This window comes from Streptomyces sp. B21-083 (assembly GCF_036898825.1).
Lineage (GTDB): Bacteria > Actinomycetota > Actinomycetes > Streptomycetales > Streptomycetaceae > Streptomyces.
The window spans coordinates 2,562,419-2,581,519 of record NZ_JARUND010000002.1 but is presented as its reverse complement, the minus strand read 5'-3'; the positions used below and the strand labels follow the sequence as shown (position 1 = coordinate 2,581,519).

The window sequence follows — 19,101 nt, the reverse complement described above, 5'->3', positions numbered from 1 at the left end:
CCCACATGAGCCCGAGCAGTCTCCTCGTCCCGTACTACGAGCACCCGTCCGTCCGCCCCGCCGAATGGGAGGCGATCCTCGCCGCCGCCCCCGGCCTGTACGGGGTGGTGCTGAACCCGGCGAGCGGCGCCGGCGACCGCCCCGACCCGGCGTTCGCCGAGATCGCCGCCCGACTGCGCGCGGAGGGCGTACGGGTGCTCGGGTACGCCGACACCGACTACGCCCGCAGGCCCGTCACCGCCGTCATCCGCGACCTGGTCCGGCACCACGACTGGTACGGCGCGGACGGCGCCTTCCTCGACCAGGTCGCCTCGGGGCCGGACCGGTTCGACCACTACCGGCGCCTGGCGTCGGCGGCCTGGGGCACCGGCATCCGTACCCTCGCCCTGAACCACGGCGTCCCGCCGCACCCCTCGTACGCCAGGATCGCCGACGTCCTCGTGACCTTCGAGGGCACCTGGGACACGTACCGCACCGAACGCCCGCACCCCTTGCGGACCCCGGGGACCCGCCTGTGTCACCTCGTGTACGGCGTCCCGCCGGACGCCGATCCCGCAGCGGAGGCCAGAAGGCGGGGCGCCGACCTGCACTGCGCGGTCCCCGGCACCGGAGACCATCCGTGGGGCACCCTGCCCCACGCCGTGCCCGTGGCCTGAGCCGCTGAGCCCCTGAGCAGCCCTCAGCGCAACGACAGCACGACCAGTGCGGCCGTCGCGGACGTCTCCGCGAGGGCGCCGAAGACATCGCCGGTGACCCCGCCGAAACGGCGCGTGCAGCGCAGCAGGAGGCGTTCGGCGGCGGCGCAGCCCGCGATGACCGCGAAGGCGGTACGGACGATGTCGAACACTCCGAAGACCGCGCCGAAGCCGGCCGCCACGATCGTCACCAGGACCGCCACCAGCAGCGCCGAGCGGACCGATACCGTTCCGGCCACCGCCGCCCCCAGCCCCTCGGGCCGGGCGGGCGGCACGCCGGTACGGGCGGCCAGGGTGAGGGCCAGCCGGGCGGCGGTCGCCGAGACGACGGCGGCGAGGGCACCCCGGGCCCAGGAATCGCCGTACGCCTGTGCGAGCGCGGCCACCTGGGTCAGCAGCACGAACACGAGGGCGAGTACACCGAACGGGCCGATGTCCGACTGCTTCATGACGCGCAGCGCGTCCTCGGCGGGTTTGCCGCTGCCGAGTCCGTCGGCGGTGTCCGCGAGACCGTCGAGATGCAGGCCCCGGGTGAGGACGGCGGGCACGGCGGCCGTGGCGACGGCGGCGAGCAGCGCGCCGGCACCCAGGAACAGCAGAACCAGCCCGACCACGGCGGCACACACGCCGACGACCAGGCCCACCACCGGCGCCCACAGCATGCCGCCGCGCGCCGCGTCCCGGTCCCAGCGGATCACCCTGACCGGCAGCACGGTCAGCGTTCCGAAGGCGAACCGGAGCCCGGTGAGAGGGGTGAGAGGGTCGGACTGCGTGGGCTGGGGCGGAGGCGTGGACACCGGCGCAGAGTACCCGGCGGGATGGCAACTGCCCAGGTCGGCGGCGTACAAACAGCCGTTGACGGTCCATACCTGGATAAAGTGCGCTCATGGGTCATTGGCTGCATCGGAACATCGTCGAGCCGGGCAAGCTGCCGCTGCTCCTGGCGCTCGCCGCCTTCATGCTGACGTTCCTCATCACCCGGGTCGTCACCCGGATGATCCGCGCCGGCAAGGGACCGTTCGGGAACGTCAAGGCGGGAGGGATGCACATCCATCACGTCGTGCCCGGCGTCGTGCTGACCGTCGTGGGCGGCTTCGGGGCCGTGGCCAGCGGGCAGCACGGGTTCGGCGCGGGTCTGTGCGCGGTGCTGTTCGGGATGGGCGCCGGCCTGGTGCTCGACGAGTTCGCGCTGATCCTGCACCTGGACGACGTCTACTGGAGCGAGGCCGGCCGGCAGAGCGTCGAGGTGGTGGTGCTGACGGCGGCGCTGGTCGGCCTGGTCCTCCTGGGCTTCCTGCCGTTCGGGGTGAACGACCTCAGTGACCAGGACGTCCAGAACCGGGGCGAAGCCATGCTCAGCGTCGGCATCAACTTCATCTTCTCCCTCCTCGCCCTGAGCAAGGGCAAGGCCCGCACGGCGATCTTCGGTGTGATCGTCCCCTTCGTCGCGCTCCTCGGCGCCATCCGCCTGGCCCGCCCCGGCTCCCCCTGGGCGAAGCGCTTCTACGTCCGCCGACCGCGCGCCCGTTCCCGCTCCACCCTGCGCGCGTACCGCCACGACCGTCGCTGGGCCGGACCCCGACGCCGTATCGAGGAGCTGATCGGCGGCAAACCCGACCCCGAACCGGCCGGCTCTCCCGCCGTACGCCGGTGACGCAGCGCCGAGACCCCGCACAGGACGAATACGGCGGCGATGGCCGCCAGATGCTCCTTGCCGGCGAGGTTGTCCTTGAGGATCACCTCCACCACCATCGCGACGATCACCGCACCGGCGCTCACATACGCCCGGTAGCGCCACCCCAGGAACACGGCGAGGCCCACCACGGCCGCCGACGGGCCGGTGTCCACGACGTGCGCGTCCGTGCCGGGCAGCCCCAGGAAGCCCGCCGGGCCCACGGCGACGCCCATGCGCGCGTAGAGCGTGCCGGCGAGGGTGGCGACGTAGGCGATGGTGAGGGTGCGCCACCAGCCGAGGCAGATCTCGGCGAGGCCGAAGACGAGCAGGATCTGCGCGAGGGCGCCCCAGACCGGCAGGTCGGGGGCGGGCACGAAGAGGGAGAGCGGGGTGCGCAGAAGAGCGAGCCGTAGAGGGTCCTCGGCGCGGACGGCACCGACGTCCTGGACGAACCGATAACCCCAGGACTGGTTCTGCGTGAACTGGACGAGCGCGGTCAGACACACGACACCGAGCGTCATGGGCAGCGCCCGCCACCGCCGCCGGAGCAGGGGCCCTCTTACGGCGACGTACAGCGGCCCCCATTCGGACCGGGCCCAGCGGACGACCGTACTCATGTCCCGGCCCTCATCGGTTCGTGTCCATCTACGTGCTCATCTCTTCGACTCCAGGTGCCTGCGGTGCACCCACTTCGGCAGTCCCGGCGCCTCCAGGAAGCCCTCCGCGCGCGCCGCGGCGATGCCGATGCGCGGCAGGTCCGCGCTCTTCTCGAAGAGCAGGAACCGGGGCTCCCAGATGGGCCGGTACTTCGCGTTGGCGCGGTACAGCGACTCGATCTGCCACCAGCGGGAGAAGAAGCTGAGCAGCGAGCGCCACAGCCTCAGCACCGGCCCCGCGCCGATGCGCCCGCCACGTTCGAAGACGGAACGGAACATCGCGAAGTTGAGTGAGACCTGAGTGATCCCGATCTCCTGCGCCCGCTGGAGAAGTTCGATCACCATGAACTCCATCAGCCCGTTGTCGGAGTCGCGGTCGCGTCGCATGAGGTCGAGCGACAACCCGCGCGGCCCCCAGGGCACGAAGGAGAGCAGGGCCCTCAGCTCACCCTCGCCGTCAGCGCATTCGAGCATCACGCACTGTCCGTCCGCCGGATCGCCGAGCCGCCCCAGCGCCATGCTGAACCCGCGCTCGGTGGCACCGTCCCGCCAGTCGTCGGCGCGCTGGAGGAGGTACGTCATCTCGGCGGCCGGGATGACGGCGTGGCGCCGGATGCGCACGGTGTAACCGGCCCGCTTGACCCGGTTGTAGGCCTGCCGGACGGTGCGCATGGCCCGTCCGTCCAAGGTGAACTCGGCGGTCTCCACGAGAGCCTCGTCGCCGAGTTCGAGGGCGTCCAGGCCGTGCCGCGCGTACACCGTGCCGGCCTCTTCGCCCGCCCCCATCACGGCCGGGATCCAGCCGTGGGCGCGGGCCTCGGCGAGCCACGGTTCGATGGCGCCGGGCCAGGCCTCCGGGTCGCCGATCGGATCACCGGCGGCCAGGGAGACCCCGCCCAGAGCGCGGTAGGTGACGGCGGCCTTGCCGGTGGGGGACCAGATGACGCTCTTCTCGCGGCGCAGGGCGAAGTAGCCGAGGGAGTCGCGGTCGCCCTGCCGGTCCAGGAGGGCGCGCAGCCGGGCCTCGTCGTCCTCGGTGAGCGGGTCGACGGCACGACGGGAGCGGAAGGCGGCGTAGAAGACGGCGAGGATCAGCAGCGTACTGATGACGTTGATGCCGACGTCGACCCAGTTGGGCGTGGAGATCCCGGCGAAGCCCGAGTCGTCGGTGGCGACGGAGATCAGCCGCATCGCGCCGTAGCCCCAGCGTTCCAGGAACGTCGAACGGTGGGTGTCGTGCGCCTCGTTGGCGACGGTGACGAGGAGCGCCGCGAGGAGGGAGCAGACGAGCAGGCCGCCGACCGCGACGGCGGCGGCGAGCCGCGGGTTGGCCCGGTCGCCCTTGGCGTAGAACTCCCGCCGCCCCACGACGAGCGCGGCGACGAAGGCGGCGGTGAGGGCGAGCGAGATCCAGTTCTGCGCGTGCTGGCGGATCTCCGGGAAGAACATGGCCAGCCCGAACAGCAGCAGGAACAGCGAGCTGATCACGATGTTCAGGATCCAGGCGGCCCGTTTGCGGCGCTTCATGGTGATCGCGAGGAACATCGTGAACACACCGGAGGCGAAGCCGGCGGTCAGCAGGTAGGGGGTGAAGAAGTTCTCCTCGTTGTGCCGCCGTACGTCGTTGCCGAGGGAGACCCACACCGCGCTGAGCAGGTTGACGAAGGTGACGACCCGCAGATACCAGACGGCGAACGCGGCGGCTCGCCGCGAGGCGGTGGTACTGGCATTTCGCGGAACGTTCGGCGTGAGCCGGGTATCTCCCATGGAGAGTGATCCTATGGGGCATGTAATGCGACATGCCCCATATGCCCGCCGATGGTCAGACGGCCTCGGGCTCCTCGGGCTCCTCGGGCTTTTCCGGCTGCTCAGGCTTCTCCGGCAGCTCCGCGGCCAGTGCCGCCGCGGCCTGGACCAGGGGGAGGGCCAGCAGCGCCCCGGCTCCCTCGCCGACGGTCACGCCGTGGTCGAGCAGTGGCTCCAGTGCCATCCGGTCCAGGGCCTTCGCCTGGGCCGGCTCCCCGCTGCTGTGTCCGGCGAGCCACCAGTCCGGCGCCCGGAAGGCGACCCGCTGCCCGACCAGGGCACACGCGGCCGACACCACACCGTCCAGGATCACCGGCATCTTGCGTACCGCGCTCTGCAGCAGGAACCCGGTCATCGCGGCGAGGTCGGCGCCGCCCACCGTCGCCAGCAGCTGCAGCTGGTCCCCGAGCACCGGCCTGGCGCGCCGCAGCGCGTCGCGGATCGCGGCGCACTTGCGCATCCACGCCAGGTCGTCGATCGGCAGCCCGCCCCGCCCGGTGACGACGGACGCGTCCGTCCCGCACAGCGCGGCCACCAGCACCGACGCGGCCGTGGTTCCGCCCACGCTCACATCGCCCAGGACCACCAGATCCGTACCGGAGTCGGCCTCCTCGTCGGCCACGGCGACCCCCGCCAGGAAGGCGGCCTCCGCCTCTTCCAGGGTCAGCGCGTCCTCGACGTCGATCCGCCCGCTGCCACGCCGAGTGCGATGCCCCGCGACCTCGGCGGGAAGCGCGTCCGGCTCGCAGTCCAGGGCCATGTCGACGACCCGTACGGGCACCCCGAGCCGCCGCGCGAGTACGGCGACGGGGCTGGAGCCGTCCAGAATCGCCCGCACGGACTGCCCGGCACTGCCGGCGGGGCGCGCCGACACACCCTGCCCGGCGATCCCGTGATCCCCCGCGAACAGCACCACACGCGGTCGTTCGACCGGCCGTACCGGCACCGAGGACTGTGCCGCCGCCAGCCACTCACCCAGGTCGTCGAGGCGCCCGAGCGACCCGGGCGGCACGATCTGGCGCTCCCGGCGCGCCTCCGCGTCGCGGCGCACACCGCCGTCGGGGCGCTCGATCAGATCGGTGAAGTCGTCGAGATTAAGCGAGCTCATTCGCCGAACAGTACCGGCAGCGATCGAACAGGGCGCCGTCACGTTGGAGCCATGTCATTGCACCCGGGACGGCGATCCCCTACGTAACGTTTTGTTGCGTAATGTCGCACGGCGCTTCAGCGCACCGCAGCAGTGCACCGCTTCAGCAGGAGCCGCCCATGTCCCCCGCCCCGAAGGCGACCCTCCCACCGGAGACCGACGGGTTCCACGAGCCGCGCCGGGAGGACTGCCCCTGGTGCGGTTCCAAGCGGCTGCGCACCCGCCTGCGCTCGCCCGACCTACGGCAGCGCGGGCAGCGAGGCCCGGGCACGTTCGTCGTCGACGAGTGCCGTGACTGCGCCCACGCCTTCCAGAACCCGCGCCTCACCGCGGAGGGCCTCGCCCTCCACCACCAGGACCTGCCCGAGGCCCCCCACCCCGTCGCGCCCCGCAGGCACCGCGCGGCGGCCCGGGCGATGCTCGCCTTCCGTGAACCGGAGAGCTGGCTCGACGTCGGGACAGGCGAGGGTGCCTTCCCGGCGGCGGCGAAGCGCTGTTTCCCGTACACGGCCTTCGACGGCGTGGACACCAGCCGCCTCGTCCAGAAGGCCCGTACCGCAGGCCACATCGAGGAGGCGTACCGGGGCCGCCTCACCGACCCGGCCATCGTCAACCGACTGCGGGCCCGCTACGACGTCGTCAGCATGTTCCATCACCTGGAACACACCCCGGATCCTCGCGAGGAACTCCGGGCGGCCCTCAGCGCCCTGCGCCCCGGCGGCCACCTCCTGATCGAAGTCCCGGACCCGCACTGCGCGTTCGGCACCCTGCTGGGAAAGTGGTGGCCCTGGTACGCCCAGCCCCGCCACCTCCACCTCATGCCGCTGGCCAACCTGGTGGCGGAACTGGAGTCCCAGCACTGCACGATCATCGCGACGGACCGCCGAGAACCCCACATCCCGTACGACCTGACGGGCGCCCTCTCCCTGGCCCTCACCCGCGCCCTCCCGGCCCGCCGCACCCTTCTGCTCCGAGCGGCGATCCCGTTCCTGACGCTGGCCACAGCCCTGGACCACACCCTGGCCCCCGTCCTCCGCAGAACCCGCTTCGCGAACACCTACCGAATCATCGCGAGAAGAAACGAGACGACGAGATAGCGCAGAGCAGATGTGCGGGCCGGGGCCCCTCCCAGTGGCGCGGGGAACTGCTCGACCAGCCCCCACCGGGCCCGCAGTCGAACACAAGGTCGCATCCACGACCCACCTGCCTTCAGGGGCGCGGGGAACTGCGCGACCAGCCTCCACGGGCCCGCAGCCGAACACCACACCACAACCACACCCCCTCACCCCCGCAGCACAACGGCCTGCCCCGCCACCACCAACAGCACATGCTCACACTCCGCCCCGAACACCGAGTTCAGCCGCCCGAGCTCGTCCCGGTACCGCCGCCCGGACGCGGTGGCGGGCACGATCCCTGACCCCACCTCGTTCGACACGGTGACGACAGTCCGCCGCGTCGAGCGGACCGCCGCCGTCAACTCCCGTACCAGCCGCCGCAGCTCCCGCTCCCCGCCCCCCGCCCACTCCGCGTCGTCCCACGCCCCCACCCGGTCCATCGCGTCCGTCAGCCACAGCGACAGACAGTCGATGAGCAGCGGCGCCCCGTCGTCCTTCAGCAGCGGTACGAGGTCACAGGTCTCGGCGGTACGCCACGACCCCGGCCGCCGCTCCCGATGCGCGTGCACCCGCTCCGCCCACTCCCCGTCCCCGTTGCGCGTCCCGCCCGTGGCCACGTACAGCACGTCCGGGAACGCCTCCAACCGCCGCTCGGCCTCCACCGACTTCCCCGACCGGGCCCCGCCCAGCACCAGCGTCCGCCGCGGCACGTCGGGTACGTCCTCGTACACGCCGACCGTCAACGTCGTACCGTCCGGCACCGCCCGCGCGCCCGCCGCCGCGAGCCGGCGCCGCAACTCGGCACCCGGGGGCACGTCATGGTCCAGGTGAACGGCGACGACATCCGTGGCCGGGCCGAGCGCGCCCACCGCCCGCAGCCGGGCCAGGGCGTCCGGCCGTCCGACGACGTCCGCGAGGACCATGTCGTACGAGGGACCGTTCTCGTCGAGCCCGGCCGGCGCGGCGCCCGGCGGCAGATACAGCAGCCGCTGCCCGTCCGGACCGGTCACCGCGTATCCCGTACCCGGGCCGTCCATCGGCACCGCGCGCACCCGGTGCCCGGTCAGCAGCGCCAACTCCCGCCCGTCCGGCACCCGTCCGGGCTGCGGGAGGCCGGCCGGCACCTCTACGGCGGGCCCGTCGTGCGGATGCGACAGCAGCACCTGCCGTACGCCGCCCAGCGAGTGCCCGGCGCGGGCCGCCGCCAGTACGGCGCCAGGGGTGAGGTCGAGCAGCAGCGTGCCGTCCACGAGCAGCGCGGTGGCCGCCCGCGCGTTCACGCCGAGCGCGCCGGTACAGGCCGCGCACGCACAGTCGGGGCGGGGGAGACCCGCGGGGGCACCGGTGCCGAGCAGAGTGAGTTCCACAAACCTGATTTTCGCGTGTCCCCGCTGGTCTTGCGCGTCCGGCTAGGCTCGGACCAGCGGCCTGATCAAGATCCGGCCGCTGGTCTGCAGTGGTTCACATCTTGGAGGCGTACATGGCGGCATGGACGTGGCGGTTCGAGAAGACCGACGGGGCGGAGGTCCAGCCCGCGGTGGAGCCCGAGGAGTTCACGACGCAGGGGGACGCCGAGTCCTGGATCGGTGAGTACTGGAAGGACCTTCTCGCAGGCGGCGCGGACCAGGTGCACCTGTTCGAGGACACCACAAAGATCTACGGCCCGATGAGCCTACGCGAGGCCCAGGAAGCGTAGTGGGACAAAACTGCTCCCCGTGTGCCCCTAAGGGGCACACGGGGAGCAGTTTTAGGGGCGCGGGGAACTGCGCGACCAGCCCCCACGGGCCCGCAGCAAACCAACAACCGCTCAACCCCGAACCCCACAGAGGTGCAGCAACGCGGCCACCTGCCGATAAGGATCCGTGCGCCCGGCCCGTTCCTCCACCGCCAGCAGGGCATCCAGATCGCCGGGGGCCTCCGCCTCATCGGACGCGGTGTCCGTGAACACCCGCACCCCGTACCACGCGTGCAGCGGCGCCCCGATGCCCGCGAGCGTGCCGGTGAGGGTGGACAGCCGGTCGGCGCGCACATCGAGCCCGAGCCGGTTGGTGTAGGAGACGGTGTCGAAGGCGCCCAGCGCGCCCGCCCAGTCCCCGGCGAGTCCCGACCGCATCGCCAGCGCGTCGCCGTTGCGCACCAGGAGCGACAACAGCCCGCCCGGGGCCAGCATCCGCGCCAGCCCCGCCAGCAGCGCGTCCGGCAGTTCGACGTACATCAGTACGCCATGACAGAGCACGACATCGAAGCTGCCCGGCAGGAAGTGCACCCCCGTGTCGCGCCCGTCGCTCTCCATGAGCCGGACGCGCTCACGGATGCCCTCGGGCTCGGCGGCGAGAGCCTCACGCGCCGCGTCGAGCATCCTCGGGTCCTTCTCGACACCGGTGACGTGATGGCCGGCCCGGGCCAGCCGCAGCGCCTGCGTGCCCTGGCCCATACCGACGTCGAGCACCCGCAGCCGCTGCCCGACCGGGAACCGCCCGGCTATCTGCTCGTCGAGCTGCCGGGCCACCAGTTCCTGCCGTACGACATTCCGCAGCCCGCCCAGCTTGTCCAGCCAGGCATCCGCCGCACCCCCGGAGAACGACGTAGTGCTCAGGGCCGCTCTCCGCGCTTGACCTGCGGCTTCGGCAGCCGGAGGCGACGCATCTGGAGGGAGCGCATCAGCGCGTAGGCGACCGCGCCCTTCGTCCGCTCGTTCGGATAACGCGCGGCCAGCTGCTTCTTCATCCGGAACGCGATGAAGACCGAGTCGACGATGATCAGCACGATCACGAAGAGCCACAGCAGCAGCGCGATGCTCTGCAGGGCACCGACCCGCACCATGCTCAGTACGAGGATGATCACGGCCATCGGCAGGAAGAACTCGGCGACACAGAAGCGCGAGTCCACGAAATCGCGCGCGAAACGGCGCACCGGGCCCTTGTCGCGAGCGGGAAGATAACGCTCGTCCCCACTGGCGAGCGCCTGACGCTGTCGCTCCATGGCGGAACGGCGCTCGTCACGCTGTCGCTTGGCCCCCTCCTTACGCGTCGTCGGAGTACTGGCCACGCTGCGGCGCTGGGACTGGGCCTGACTCCGCTTGGGAGTGGGCCTGCCCTTCGGCGCCTGCGGGTCACGGGTCGCTTTGGAGTCGGTCACCAGCGCCTTGTCGGCGGGGGCCTTCTCTTCCTTGGCACGGCTACGGAACACAAAACCCAAGGGTAAGGGGTATCGGGGCATGGACCCCAGCCCAGTGGGGAACGATCCGGCAACACCGGTCGTCTGTAGAGACAGGCAGTAGGGGGTCACCTACTCCCTACGCCGGAGTGGGACAGATCGCAGTCGTCCTTGGGGATGAGCGCATCGGGCCCGGAACAGTGCGGTAATGGAGGCAGGGCCCGTACTGTTGGTCCTGTTGCAGGTGCTGGAACTGGAGTCCGTCAGAAGGGGGCGCGCGAAGCCCATGAGCGGTGTCATGAAGCGTATGGGGATGATCTTCCGCGCGAAGGCGAACAAGGCCCTTGACCGGGCCGAGGACCCGCGCGAAACCCTCGATTACTCGTACCAGAAACAGCTGGAGCTGCTCCAGAAGGTGCGCCGCGGAGTCGCCGACGTGGCGACCAGCCGCAAGCGCCTGGAACTGCAGCTCGCCCAGCTGAACAAGCAGTCCGCCACCCTGGAGGACCAGGGCCGCAAGGCGCTCGCGCTGGGCCGTGAGGACCTGGCCCGCGAGGCGCTCTCGCGTCGCGCCGCCCTCCAGCAGCAGGTGACGGATCTGGACACACAGCACCAGACCCTCCAGGGCGAGGAGGAGAAGCTCACCCTCGCGGCGCAGCGCCTCCAGGCCAAGGTCGATGCCTTCCGCACCAAGAAGGAGACGATCAAGGCGACGTACACCGCCGCCCAGGCCCAGACCCGGATCGGCGAGGCGTTCACCGGCATCTCCGAGGAGATGGGCGACGTGGGCCTGGCGATCCAGCGCGCCGAGGACAAGACACAACAGCTCCAGGCGCGGGCCGGCGCGATCGACGAGCTGCTCGCCTCGGGCGCCCTCGACGACCCCACGGGCATGGCGAAGGACGACATCCAGGCCGAGCTGGACCGCCTCTCCGGTGGTACGGATGTGGAGCTGGAACTGCAGCGCATGAAGGCGGAGCTGGCCGGAGGTTCGTCGTCGGGGCAGCAGGCCATCGAGGGCGGCGCGGGTCAGCAGCAGTCACAGCAGCAGCCGAAGGACGCCCCGCGTTTCGACAAGCAGTGACCACAGCGCGGTAACCACAGCGCGGTGACCCACAGCGGTGACCCGCAACAGTAGGCCACGCCTGAGGAGGGCGACATGATCGTACGGATCATGGGGGAGGGCCAGGTGAGGCTGGCGGACAGCCACCTCACCGAACTGAACAAGCTGGACGAGGTGCTCCTGGCGGAAATGGAGATCGGCGACGGCCCCGGCTTCCGCCGCACCCTCCATTCCCTCCTGGCCAAGGTGCGCGAACTGGGCGACCCCCTGCCCGACGACTCCCTGGAACCCTCGGAACTGATCCTCCCGTCCCCGGACGCGACGCTGGAGGAGGTCCGGGAACTGTTGAGCGACGACGGGCTGATCCCAGGGTGAGTCGCATCTTCAGCCCGTCCGGCGTTTGAGGACAAGGCCCGTTCAGGGCCGTAGCGGGGGCCTGGGGGCGCAGCCCCCAGCAACGCACACCGGGGGGCTACCTTGACAGACGTGACGACCCTCGAGCGCGCCCGGTGCCGACTAAAAGCACACCCCCTCGCGCTGGACGTCGCCCTCGCCGCAGCCGTCCTCTTCTGCATGCTGGGTGCCTCGTTCGTCGACCCCCACGGCCCGCACCGAGGCGGCTGGACCGCCCGCACCCCCGACCTGCTCAGCCTGGTCCTCATGGTGCTCGGCGCCGCGGCCCTCGTTCTCCGCCGCCGCGCCCCCATGAAGGTGCTCGCGTTCACGGCCACCGCCTCCCTCGTCGAGTCGGTCACCGCCGACCCCCGCGCCCCCGTCGCGATGTCCGCGGTGATCGCCCTCTACACCGTCGCGTCGACCACCGACCGCGTCACCAGCTGGCGTGTCGGCGTCCTCACGATGACCGTCCTCACCGGTTCCGCGATGCTGGCCGGCCCCCTGCCCTGGTACGCGCAGGAAAACCTCGGCATCTTCGCCTGGACCGGCATGGCCGCGACCGCCGGTGACGCTGTACGCAGCCGCCGCGCCTTCGTCGACGCCATAAGGGAGCGCGCCGAGCGAGCCGAACGCACCCGCGAGGAGGAGGCCCGCCGCCGCGTCGCCGAGGAGCGGCTGCGCATCGCCCGTGACCTGCACGACGTGGTCGCCCACCACATCGCCCTCGTCAACGTCCAGGCCGGAGTCGCCGCGCACGTCATGGACAAGCGCCCCGACCAGGCAAAGGAGGCACTCGCCCACGTACGGGAGGCCAGCCGCTCGGCGCTGAACGAGCTGCGCGCGACCGTCGGCCTGCTGCGCCAGTCCGGGGACCCGGCGGCGCCCACCGAACCCGCCCCCGGTCTGCACCGGCTCGACGAGCTGGTCGGCACCTTCCACAACGCCGGACTCCGGGTCGAGGTCGCCCGCGCCGACCAGGACACCGCCCTCCCCGCGGCCATCGACCTGGCCGCGTACCGGGTGATCCAGGAAGCCCTGACGAACGTACAGAAACACGCGGGACCGGAGGCGAAGGCCGAGGTCAGCGTCGTACGGGTGGGGCCGAACATCGAGATCACCGTGCTGGACAACGGGCCTGGGCGGGGCGCGGCCCAGGACGCTCCGGAGGAGGGCGGCGGACACGGGCTGCTCGGGATGCGGGAGCGGGTCACCGCGGTCGGCGGCGACTGCACCACCGGTCCCCGATACGGAGGCGGCTTCCGCGTACATGCGATCCTGCCGGTGAAGAGCAGCCCACGCGCCACGGACGGCGCGGTCGGCCCCGTACACAGAACCGCGCACATGTAGGCAGCCGAAGGCACATGCGGGCAGCTGTGAACGGCCGCACGACGATCCGCCGACTCAACGAGGACGACCGCCCATGACGATCCGTGTCCTGCTCGCCGACGACCAGGCACTGCTGCGCAGCGCCTTCCGCGTGCTCGTGGACTCGGAGGCCGACATGGAGGTGGTCGGGGAGGCGTCCGACGGGGCGGAGGCGGTGCGCCTCGCGCGCGAGCAGCGCGCTGACGTCGTGCTGATGGACATCCGGATGCCGGGCACCGACGGACTGGCCGCGACCCGGCTGATCAGCGCGGATCCGGGGCTCGCGCAGGTGCGGGTGGTGATGCTGACGACGTTCGAGGTCGACGAGTACGTGGTGCAGTCGCTGCGCGCGGGCGCGTCCGGGTTCCTCGGCAAGGGCGCCGAGCCGGACGAACTCCTCAACGCGATCCGGGTCGCCGCCGGGGGCGAGGCGCTGCTGTCGCCGGCCGCCACCAAGGGGCTGATCGCCCAGTTCCTCGCGCAGGGCGACGTGCTGGACGACGGCCGGGACCCCGCCCGCGCCGACCGGCTGGACGCGCTGACCGGGCGGGAGCGGGAGGTGCTGGTGCAGGTCGCCGGCGGACACTCCAACGACGAGATCGCGGAGCGCCTCGAGGTCAGCCCGCTGACGGTGAAGACGCACGTCAACCGGGCCATGGCGAAGCTGGGTGCCCGGGACAGGGCACAACTTGTCGTCATCGCCTACGAGTCGGGACTGGTACGTCCGAGGGTGGAGTGAGTTCCACGGGGCGTACTGCGGTCGGAGTAGGGACCGGGTAAGGAAACGGGACCTGGGGGCTAGGGAACGGGGGTGTTCCATGGCCCAGGGTGTAGGGGCGGGCGCTCATATGGGTGACATGCCTACGCAGACGCGTAGCTGTGTCACGTGCGTCCTTCCTCCGCTCAGGCCACAGAAGAGAGACGCTCACCCATGTCCTGGCTGTCCAGGTTCAGCCTCGCGCAACGGGCCCTGATAGGCCTGATGTCGATCGTCGCGATCGTCTTCGGAGCGATAGCGATACCGCAGCTCAAGCAACAGCTGCTGCCCACCATCGAACTCCCGGTGGTGTCCGTCCTGGCGCCGTACCAGGGTGCGTCCCCCGATGTGGTCGAGAAGCAGGTCGTCGAGCCGATCGAGGACAACCTCGAAGGTGTCGACGGCATCACCGGCGTCACCTCCACCGCCAGTGAGGGCAACGCCCTCATCACGGCGTCCTTCGACTACGGCAACGACACCAAGCAGCTCGTCGCCGATGTCCAGCAGGCCGTCAACCGGGCCCGCGTGCTCCTCCCTGACGGTGTGGACCCGCAGGTCGTCGCCGGTTCGACGGACGACATCCCGACCGTCGTCCTCGCCGTCACGTCCGACCAGGACCAGCAGGCCCTCGCCGACCGGCTCGACCGCACGGTGGTCCCCGACCTGCGCGCCATCGACGGCGTCGGCCAGGTCACGGTCGACGGCGTACGGGACGTCCAGGTCACCGTCACCCCGGACGACAGGAAGCTGACGGCGGCGGGTCTCACCTCAGCCGCCCTCGCCCAGGCACTCCAGGCGGGCGGCGCGACCGTCCCGGCGGGCTCGTTCGACGAGGCCGGCAGCAACCGTACGGTCCAGGTCGGCGGCGGCTTCACCTCGGTGGACCAGATCGCGGACCTGATGGTCGCGGGCGCGCCGGGCTCTCGGACCAAGCCGGTCCGCCTGGCCGACGTGGCGGCCGTCAAGCAGGAGTCCGCCAAGGCCGACTCGATCACGCGTACGGACGGCAAGCCCAGCCTCGCCGTCACCGTCACGATGGACAACGACGGCAGCGCGGTGTCGATCTCCGGCGCGGTCGAGGACAAACTCGCCGACATGCGCAAGGACCTGGGGACCGGCGCGACGATCACGGTGGTCAGCGACCAGGGCCCGGCGGTGGCGAAGTCCATCAAGGGTCTGACGACGGAGGGCGGCCTCGGTCTGCTCTTCGCGGTGATCGTCATCCTGGTCTTCCTGGCGTCGATCCGCTCCACCCTCGTGACGGCGGTCTCGATCCCCCTCTCGGTCGTCCTGGCCCTGATCGTCCTGTGGACCAGGGACCTGTCCCTGAACATGCTGACGCTGGGCGCGCTGACGATCGCGATCGGCCGGGTCGTCGACGACTCGATCGTGGTCCTGGAGAACATCAAGCGCCACCTCGGCTACGGCGAGGAGCGCCAGGAGGCGATCCTCAAGGCAGTCCGGGAGGTGGCGGGCGCGGTCACCTCGTCCACGCTCACCACGGTTGCCGTCTTCCTGCCGATCGGCCTGGTCGGCGGCATGGTCGGCCAGCTGTTCGGCGCGTTCAGCCTGACGGTGACGGCGGCCCTGCTGGCGTCACTCCTGGTCTCCCTCACGGTCGTCCCGGTCCTCTCCTACTGGTTCCTGCGCGCCCCGAAGGACACCCCGGACGACGCGGACGAGGCCCGCAGGCTGGCGGAGGATAAGGAGGCGAAGAGCAGGCTCCAGCGCGTGTACGTCCCTGTCCTGCGCTTCGCGACCCGTCGCCGTCTGACGAGCGTGGCCATCGCGGCGGTGGTCCTCATCGGCACCTTCGGCATGGCACCGCTCCTGAAGACGAACTTCTTCGACCAGGGCGAGCAGGAAGTCCTCACCGTCAAGCAGCAGTTGAAGCCGGGTACGAGCCTGGCGGCCACCGACGTCCAGGCGAAGAAGGTCGAGCAGCTGCTCGCGGACGTGAAGGGCGTCAAGGACTACCAGGTGACGATCGGCTCGTCCGGCTTCCTGGCGGCCTTCGGCGGCGGCACGGACACCAACCAGGCGTCCTACCAGGTCATGCTGGAGGACTCGGCGTCGGCGGACGACGTCCAAGGCAGCATCGAGGAAGGCCTGGCGAAACTCTCCGGCATCGGTACGACCACCATCGCGGCCGGTGACGGCTTCGGCAGCCAGGACCTGAAGGTGGTCGTGAAGGCGGCCGACGCGGCCACCCTGCGGAAGGCGGCGGACAAGGTACGCGACACCGTGGCGGGCCTGGACGACGTCACCGACGTCACCAGCAACCTGGCGCAGAGCGTGCCGCGCATCTCGGTGCGGGCCAACTCCGAGGCGGCGGCGGCCGGCTACAACCAGCAGACGCTGGGCGCGGCGGTGGCCGAGGCGGTCAAGGGCACGACGGCGGCCAAGGCGACCCTGGACGACACCGAGCGCGATGTCGTCATCAGGTCGGCGAAGCCGGCCGGGACCCTGGAAGAGCTGAAGGCGCTGCGGCTGGGCGCGGTGAAGCTCGGCGACATCGCTGACGTGCGACTGGTCGACGGCCCGGTCTCGATGACCCGGATCGACGGCCAGCGAGCCGCGACGATCACCGCTCGCCCGACCGGCGACAACACGGGCGCGGTCAGCGCGGACCTGACGACGAAGCTGGACGCCCTCAAGCTCCCCGCGGGTGCGACGGCGGAGATCGGCGGCGTCTCGTCCGACCAGGACGACGCGTTCAAGAACCTGGCCCTGGCGATGCTGGCGGCGATCGCGATCGTCTTCATGCTCCTGGTAGCCACGTTCCGCTCATTGATCCAGCCCCTGATCCTTCTGGTGTCGATCCCGTTCGCGGCAACGGGCGCGATCGGCCTGCTGGTCGCCACGGGCACCCCGATGGGCGTCCCGGCGATGATCGGCATGCTGATGCTGATCGGTATCGTGGTGACGAACGCGATCGTGCTGATCGACCTGATCAACCAGTACCGCAGCCAGGGCTACGGGGTCGTGGAAGCGGTGATCGAAGGCGGCCGTCACCGCCTCCGCCCGATCCTGATGACGGCCTTGGCGACCATCTTCGCCCTTCTCCCGATGGCCCTGGGTGTGACAGGCGAGGGCGGCTTCATCGCCCAGCCGCTGGCGGTGGTCGTCATCGGCGGCCTCATCACGTCAACGGCCCTGACCCTGCTGCTCGTTCCGACGCTGTACGCCCTCGTGGAACTGCGAAAGGAACGCCGAGCGAAGAAGAAGGCGGCGAAGCGGGAGCCGAAGCCGGAGGTGCTGGAGCCGGCGGGGGTCTGACCCGCTGACAGAGAGGAGGGGCGGCCCGGGTCACGTACGCGACCCGGCCCGCCCCTTGTTCTGTTCTACGCCCTCAGAGAGCTGACGAACGTGTCCCAGACGGCCGCTGGGACGACGAGCACGGGTCCTTGGGGGTTGGGGTTCTTGCTGTCCGAGTTGTGCGTCCGCGTACTCCCTCGTCTGCAACAGCCCAGGGACGACCAGTGGTTCGAAGTTCTCGATGACCTCCGCCTCCGCCTCGAAGTCCATGAACCGGCGGTACTGGTCCGGATGCGCATCACGCTTGGCCAGCTCGTACAGCCCGTGGAAGTGCTTGTCGGTGCCGAAGGCGGCGTCGAGCTGCGCGGGCAGGTCGGGTGGCGGCATCAACTCAGCCGTCTCCACGCTGCGACCGACAAGACCACGCCGGGCACCGAATAGGCCAGCGGGATCGTCGGCGCGGCTACGCCCCGCCGTACAGCCGCTCCAGGTCCACGAGGACGACCTCCCCGCGTTCCGCCGCCGCACGCAGCTCCGAGGAGAATCCGACGCCGCTGTAACAGGCGAGGCGGGTGTGGCTCGTGTCGATTCCCCGCGCCGTGAGGAGGCCGAGGATGTGGCGGAGGCGTTCGAGGTGGCTGACAGTCATCACCTTGTTCCACTTCACCTCGCCGATCGACAGCAGGATGCCGTGGTCCTGGCCGACGGCACCGCGTACGACGACATCGACCTCGTGGGAGGTCCGCGCGGCCGGATCGGGGACGGTTCCTGACGTGGCCTCGATCGGCAGGCCGCCGAACGTTTCGGGTTCCGCGTGCCAGGAGACCCACTCGCGGCACAGGTGCTCGAAGTGGGGGCCCACCACCTTGCTCAGGAACGTGTCCTGCGACAGCGTCCAGGCCGGCGCCGCGTAGTTGCGACGGGTGAGGCGGGCCTGGTTCGGGCGTACCACCGCGTGGTGGAACGTGATCAGCGGTTCGGCGATGCGGTACGCGCTGCGATTGCCGCGGAAGGCGTCCGGTTCCACGGTCAGGAGTCCGCAGCGCCTGAGTACCGTCAGCGGCTGGGAGATGTCCGTCGCCTTGCGGCCCACCGCGCTCGCGATGCCACCGCTGGTGTGGTTGCCGGCCGCGACCGCCGCGAGGACGGAGTGGTAGAGCGCGCGATCGCGTACGTCCGGTTCCGCGGCCAGCAGGAACTCCGCCTCGCCATAAAGAGGACGGGCCGGGTTGAGGGCCGTACGGCAGACCCAGTCGTCGAAGTCGTTCAGTCCGGTCGGCGCGTCGTCGTCCACGAACTCCCGTCGGTAGGCCGGGGTTCCGCCGACCACCGAGTGGGTGAGGACAGCGAGCCTCGGGTCGGTGATGTCCCAGAACCTGGCTGCTTCCCGGTAGCCGAGGGAGTGCACGACGAGGTCGAGTCCCGCGCGGCCGTACAGCGGGGACGTACCGGACAGCAGCCCGCCCATGAACGACATCGCGCTGCCGCAGAGGAGGATGCGGGGGTGGCGGCGCAGATGACGGCCCGCGCGGACCCCGTTGGCCCGCTGGAGGCGGGACGGGAGGGACGCGTCACCCCGGACCAGATAGGGGAACTCGTCGATGACGATCGGGACGGGGCGCTGCGCGGCCAGGTCGAAGAGGAGTTCCAGGGCTTCGGTCCAGTCCTGGGGGCGGGGTGGCACGGGAGCCTCGGTGAAGCGCGCGATCTCCTTGCCGAGCAACATCAGTGCCTCGGCTTGGGTGCCCTCGACTGCGGCGAAGTAGAAGCCATCGGTTTCCTTGGCGAGGGCTTCGAGCAAAAAGCTTTTCCCCTGGCGGCGACGCCCGGATACGACCGCGAGACGCGGTCCGGATTCCCCGTTTGAGGCGAACGCGGTCAGCTCGCTCCACTCCCAGTCGCGTTCAAAGATGTGGGATGGCTTGGGGATGTTGCGGTGGGGCGGTCGCGGCACGCTCAGTCACCTCGTTATTAGGGATGCACATCTAAGATGTACATCCCTAATAACGTGA

At 70.7% G+C, this 19,101-nt stretch carries 17 protein-coding genes; 9 read left to right on the top strand and 8 right to left on the bottom strand.

Annotation, left to right across the window (positions count from 1 at the left end):
* The first annotated feature begins 5 nt into the window (after nucleotides 1–5).
* Nucleotides 6–656 (top strand): spherulation-specific family 4 protein, encoded by a 651-nt coding sequence (locus QA861_RS35560; protein ID WP_334592826.1) that lies wholly within the window; start codon nucleotides 6–8, stop codon nucleotides 654–656.
* A 23-nt stretch (nucleotides 657–679) separates the two neighbouring features.
* Here QA861_RS35560 and QA861_RS35555 read toward each other — a convergent pair whose 3' ends face one another.
* On the bottom strand, nucleotides 680–1,492 hold the full coding sequence (locus QA861_RS35555; RefSeq protein WP_334592825.1) for an adenosylcobinamide-GDP ribazoletransferase: 813 nt from the start codon (nucleotides 1,490–1,492) through the stop codon (nucleotides 680–682).
* 89 nt (nucleotides 1,493–1,581) lie between these two features.
* On the opposite strand from QA861_RS35555, the gene QA861_RS35550 reads away from it, so the two are divergent.
* A complete protein-coding gene (locus QA861_RS35550) occupies nucleotides 1,582–2,349 on the top strand; it encodes a hypothetical protein (RefSeq protein ID WP_334592824.1) in 768 nt (255 codons plus the stop codon).
* 674 nt (nucleotides 2,350–3,023) lie between these two features.
* On the opposite strand, the gene QA861_RS35540 is transcribed toward QA861_RS35550, so the two are convergent.
* Both QA861_RS35540 and cobT read right to left on the bottom strand, forming a co-directional pair.
* A complete protein-coding gene (locus tag QA861_RS35540; RefSeq protein ID WP_334592823.1) occupies nucleotides 3,024–4,793 on the bottom strand; it encodes a phosphatidylglycerol lysyltransferase domain-containing protein in 1,770 nt (589 codons plus the stop codon).
* 55 nt (nucleotides 4,794–4,848) lie between these two features.
* Entirely contained in the window at nucleotides 4,849–5,940 is a 1,092-nt protein-coding gene (gene cobT / locus QA861_RS35535; protein WP_334592822.1) for a nicotinate-nucleotide--dimethylbenzimidazole phosphoribosyltransferase, read from the bottom strand.
* A gap of 158 nt (nucleotides 5,941–6,098) precedes the next feature.
* On the opposite strand from cobT, the gene QA861_RS35530 reads away from it, so the two are divergent.
* On the top strand, nucleotides 6,099–7,076 hold the full coding sequence (locus QA861_RS35530) for a class I SAM-dependent methyltransferase (RefSeq protein WP_334592821.1): 978 nt from the start codon (nucleotides 6,099–6,101) through the stop codon (nucleotides 7,074–7,076).
* Nucleotides 7,077–7,261: 185 nt separating this feature from the next.
* On the opposite strand, the gene QA861_RS35525 is transcribed toward QA861_RS35530, so the two are convergent.
* Nucleotides 7,262–8,461 carry a bifunctional adenosylcobinamide kinase/adenosylcobinamide-phosphate guanylyltransferase gene (locus QA861_RS35525; protein WP_334592820.1) on the bottom strand — a complete coding sequence of 400 codons (1,200 nt, stop codon included), beginning with the start codon at nucleotides 8,459–8,461 and terminating at the stop codon, nucleotides 7,262–7,264.
* 113 nt (nucleotides 8,462–8,574) lie between these two features.
* Between QA861_RS35525 and QA861_RS35520 the strand changes: the two genes are divergently transcribed.
* Nucleotides 8,575–8,790, top strand: coding sequence for a hypothetical protein (locus tag QA861_RS35520; protein WP_006378171.1), 216 nt, complete (start codon nucleotides 8,575–8,577; stop codon nucleotides 8,788–8,790).
* Between the two features lie 111 nt (nucleotides 8,791–8,901).
* Here QA861_RS35520 and QA861_RS35515 read toward each other — a convergent pair whose 3' ends face one another.
* Together QA861_RS35515 and QA861_RS35510 are read right to left on the bottom strand one after the other, a co-directional pair.
* On the bottom strand, nucleotides 8,902–9,603 hold the full coding sequence (locus tag QA861_RS35515; RefSeq protein WP_334592818.1) for a class I SAM-dependent methyltransferase: 702 nt from the start codon (nucleotides 9,601–9,603) through the stop codon (nucleotides 8,902–8,904).
* An 83-nt stretch (nucleotides 9,604–9,686) separates the two neighbouring features.
* On the bottom strand, nucleotides 9,687–10,313 hold the full coding sequence (locus QA861_RS35510) for a DUF3043 domain-containing protein (RefSeq protein ID WP_334592817.1): 627 nt from the start codon (nucleotides 10,311–10,313) through the stop codon (nucleotides 9,687–9,689).
* 223 nt (nucleotides 10,314–10,536) lie between these two features.
* On the opposite strand from QA861_RS35510, the gene QA861_RS35505 reads away from it, so the two are divergent.
* The 5 genes from QA861_RS35505 (at nucleotide 10,537) to QA861_RS35485 (ending at nucleotide 17,110) form a co-directional block, all read left to right on the top strand.
* Complete coding sequence (locus QA861_RS35505) at nucleotides 10,537–11,334, top strand: PspA/IM30 family protein (protein WP_334594949.1); 798 nt, start codon at nucleotides 10,537–10,539, stop codon at nucleotides 11,332–11,334.
* Between the two features lie 75 nt (nucleotides 11,335–11,409).
* Complete coding sequence (gene pspAA / locus QA861_RS35500; protein WP_334592816.1) at nucleotides 11,410–11,688, top strand: PspA-associated protein PspAA; 279 nt, start codon at nucleotides 11,410–11,412, stop codon at nucleotides 11,686–11,688.
* A 111-nt stretch (nucleotides 11,689–11,799) separates the two neighbouring features.
* Nucleotides 11,800–13,056: a sensor histidine kinase gene (locus QA861_RS35495; RefSeq protein WP_334592814.1), complete on the top strand. Its 1,257-nt coding sequence runs from the start codon at nucleotides 11,800–11,802 to the stop codon at nucleotides 13,054–13,056.
* A 73-nt stretch (nucleotides 13,057–13,129) separates the two neighbouring features.
* A complete protein-coding gene (locus QA861_RS35490) occupies nucleotides 13,130–13,813 on the top strand; it encodes a response regulator (protein ID WP_334592813.1) in 684 nt (227 codons plus the stop codon).
* Between the two features lie 192 nt (nucleotides 13,814–14,005).
* On the top strand, nucleotides 14,006–17,110 hold the full coding sequence (locus QA861_RS35485; RefSeq protein ID WP_334592812.1) for an efflux RND transporter permease subunit: 3,105 nt from the start codon (nucleotides 14,006–14,008) through the stop codon (nucleotides 17,108–17,110).
* Between the two features lie 30 nt (nucleotides 17,111–17,140).
* On the opposite strand, the gene QA861_RS35480 is transcribed toward QA861_RS35485, so the two are convergent.
* Nucleotides 17,141–17,476 (bottom strand): Scr1 family TA system antitoxin-like transcriptional regulator, encoded by a 336-nt coding sequence (locus QA861_RS35480; RefSeq protein WP_334592811.1) that lies wholly within the window; start codon nucleotides 17,474–17,476, stop codon nucleotides 17,141–17,143.
* A gap of 76 nt (nucleotides 17,477–17,552) precedes the next feature.
* Nucleotides 17,553–19,043, bottom strand: coding sequence for an AAA family ATPase (locus QA861_RS35475; protein WP_334592809.1), 1,491 nt, complete (start codon nucleotides 19,041–19,043; stop codon nucleotides 17,553–17,555).
* Between the last annotated feature and the right edge of the window lie 58 nt (nucleotides 19,044–19,101).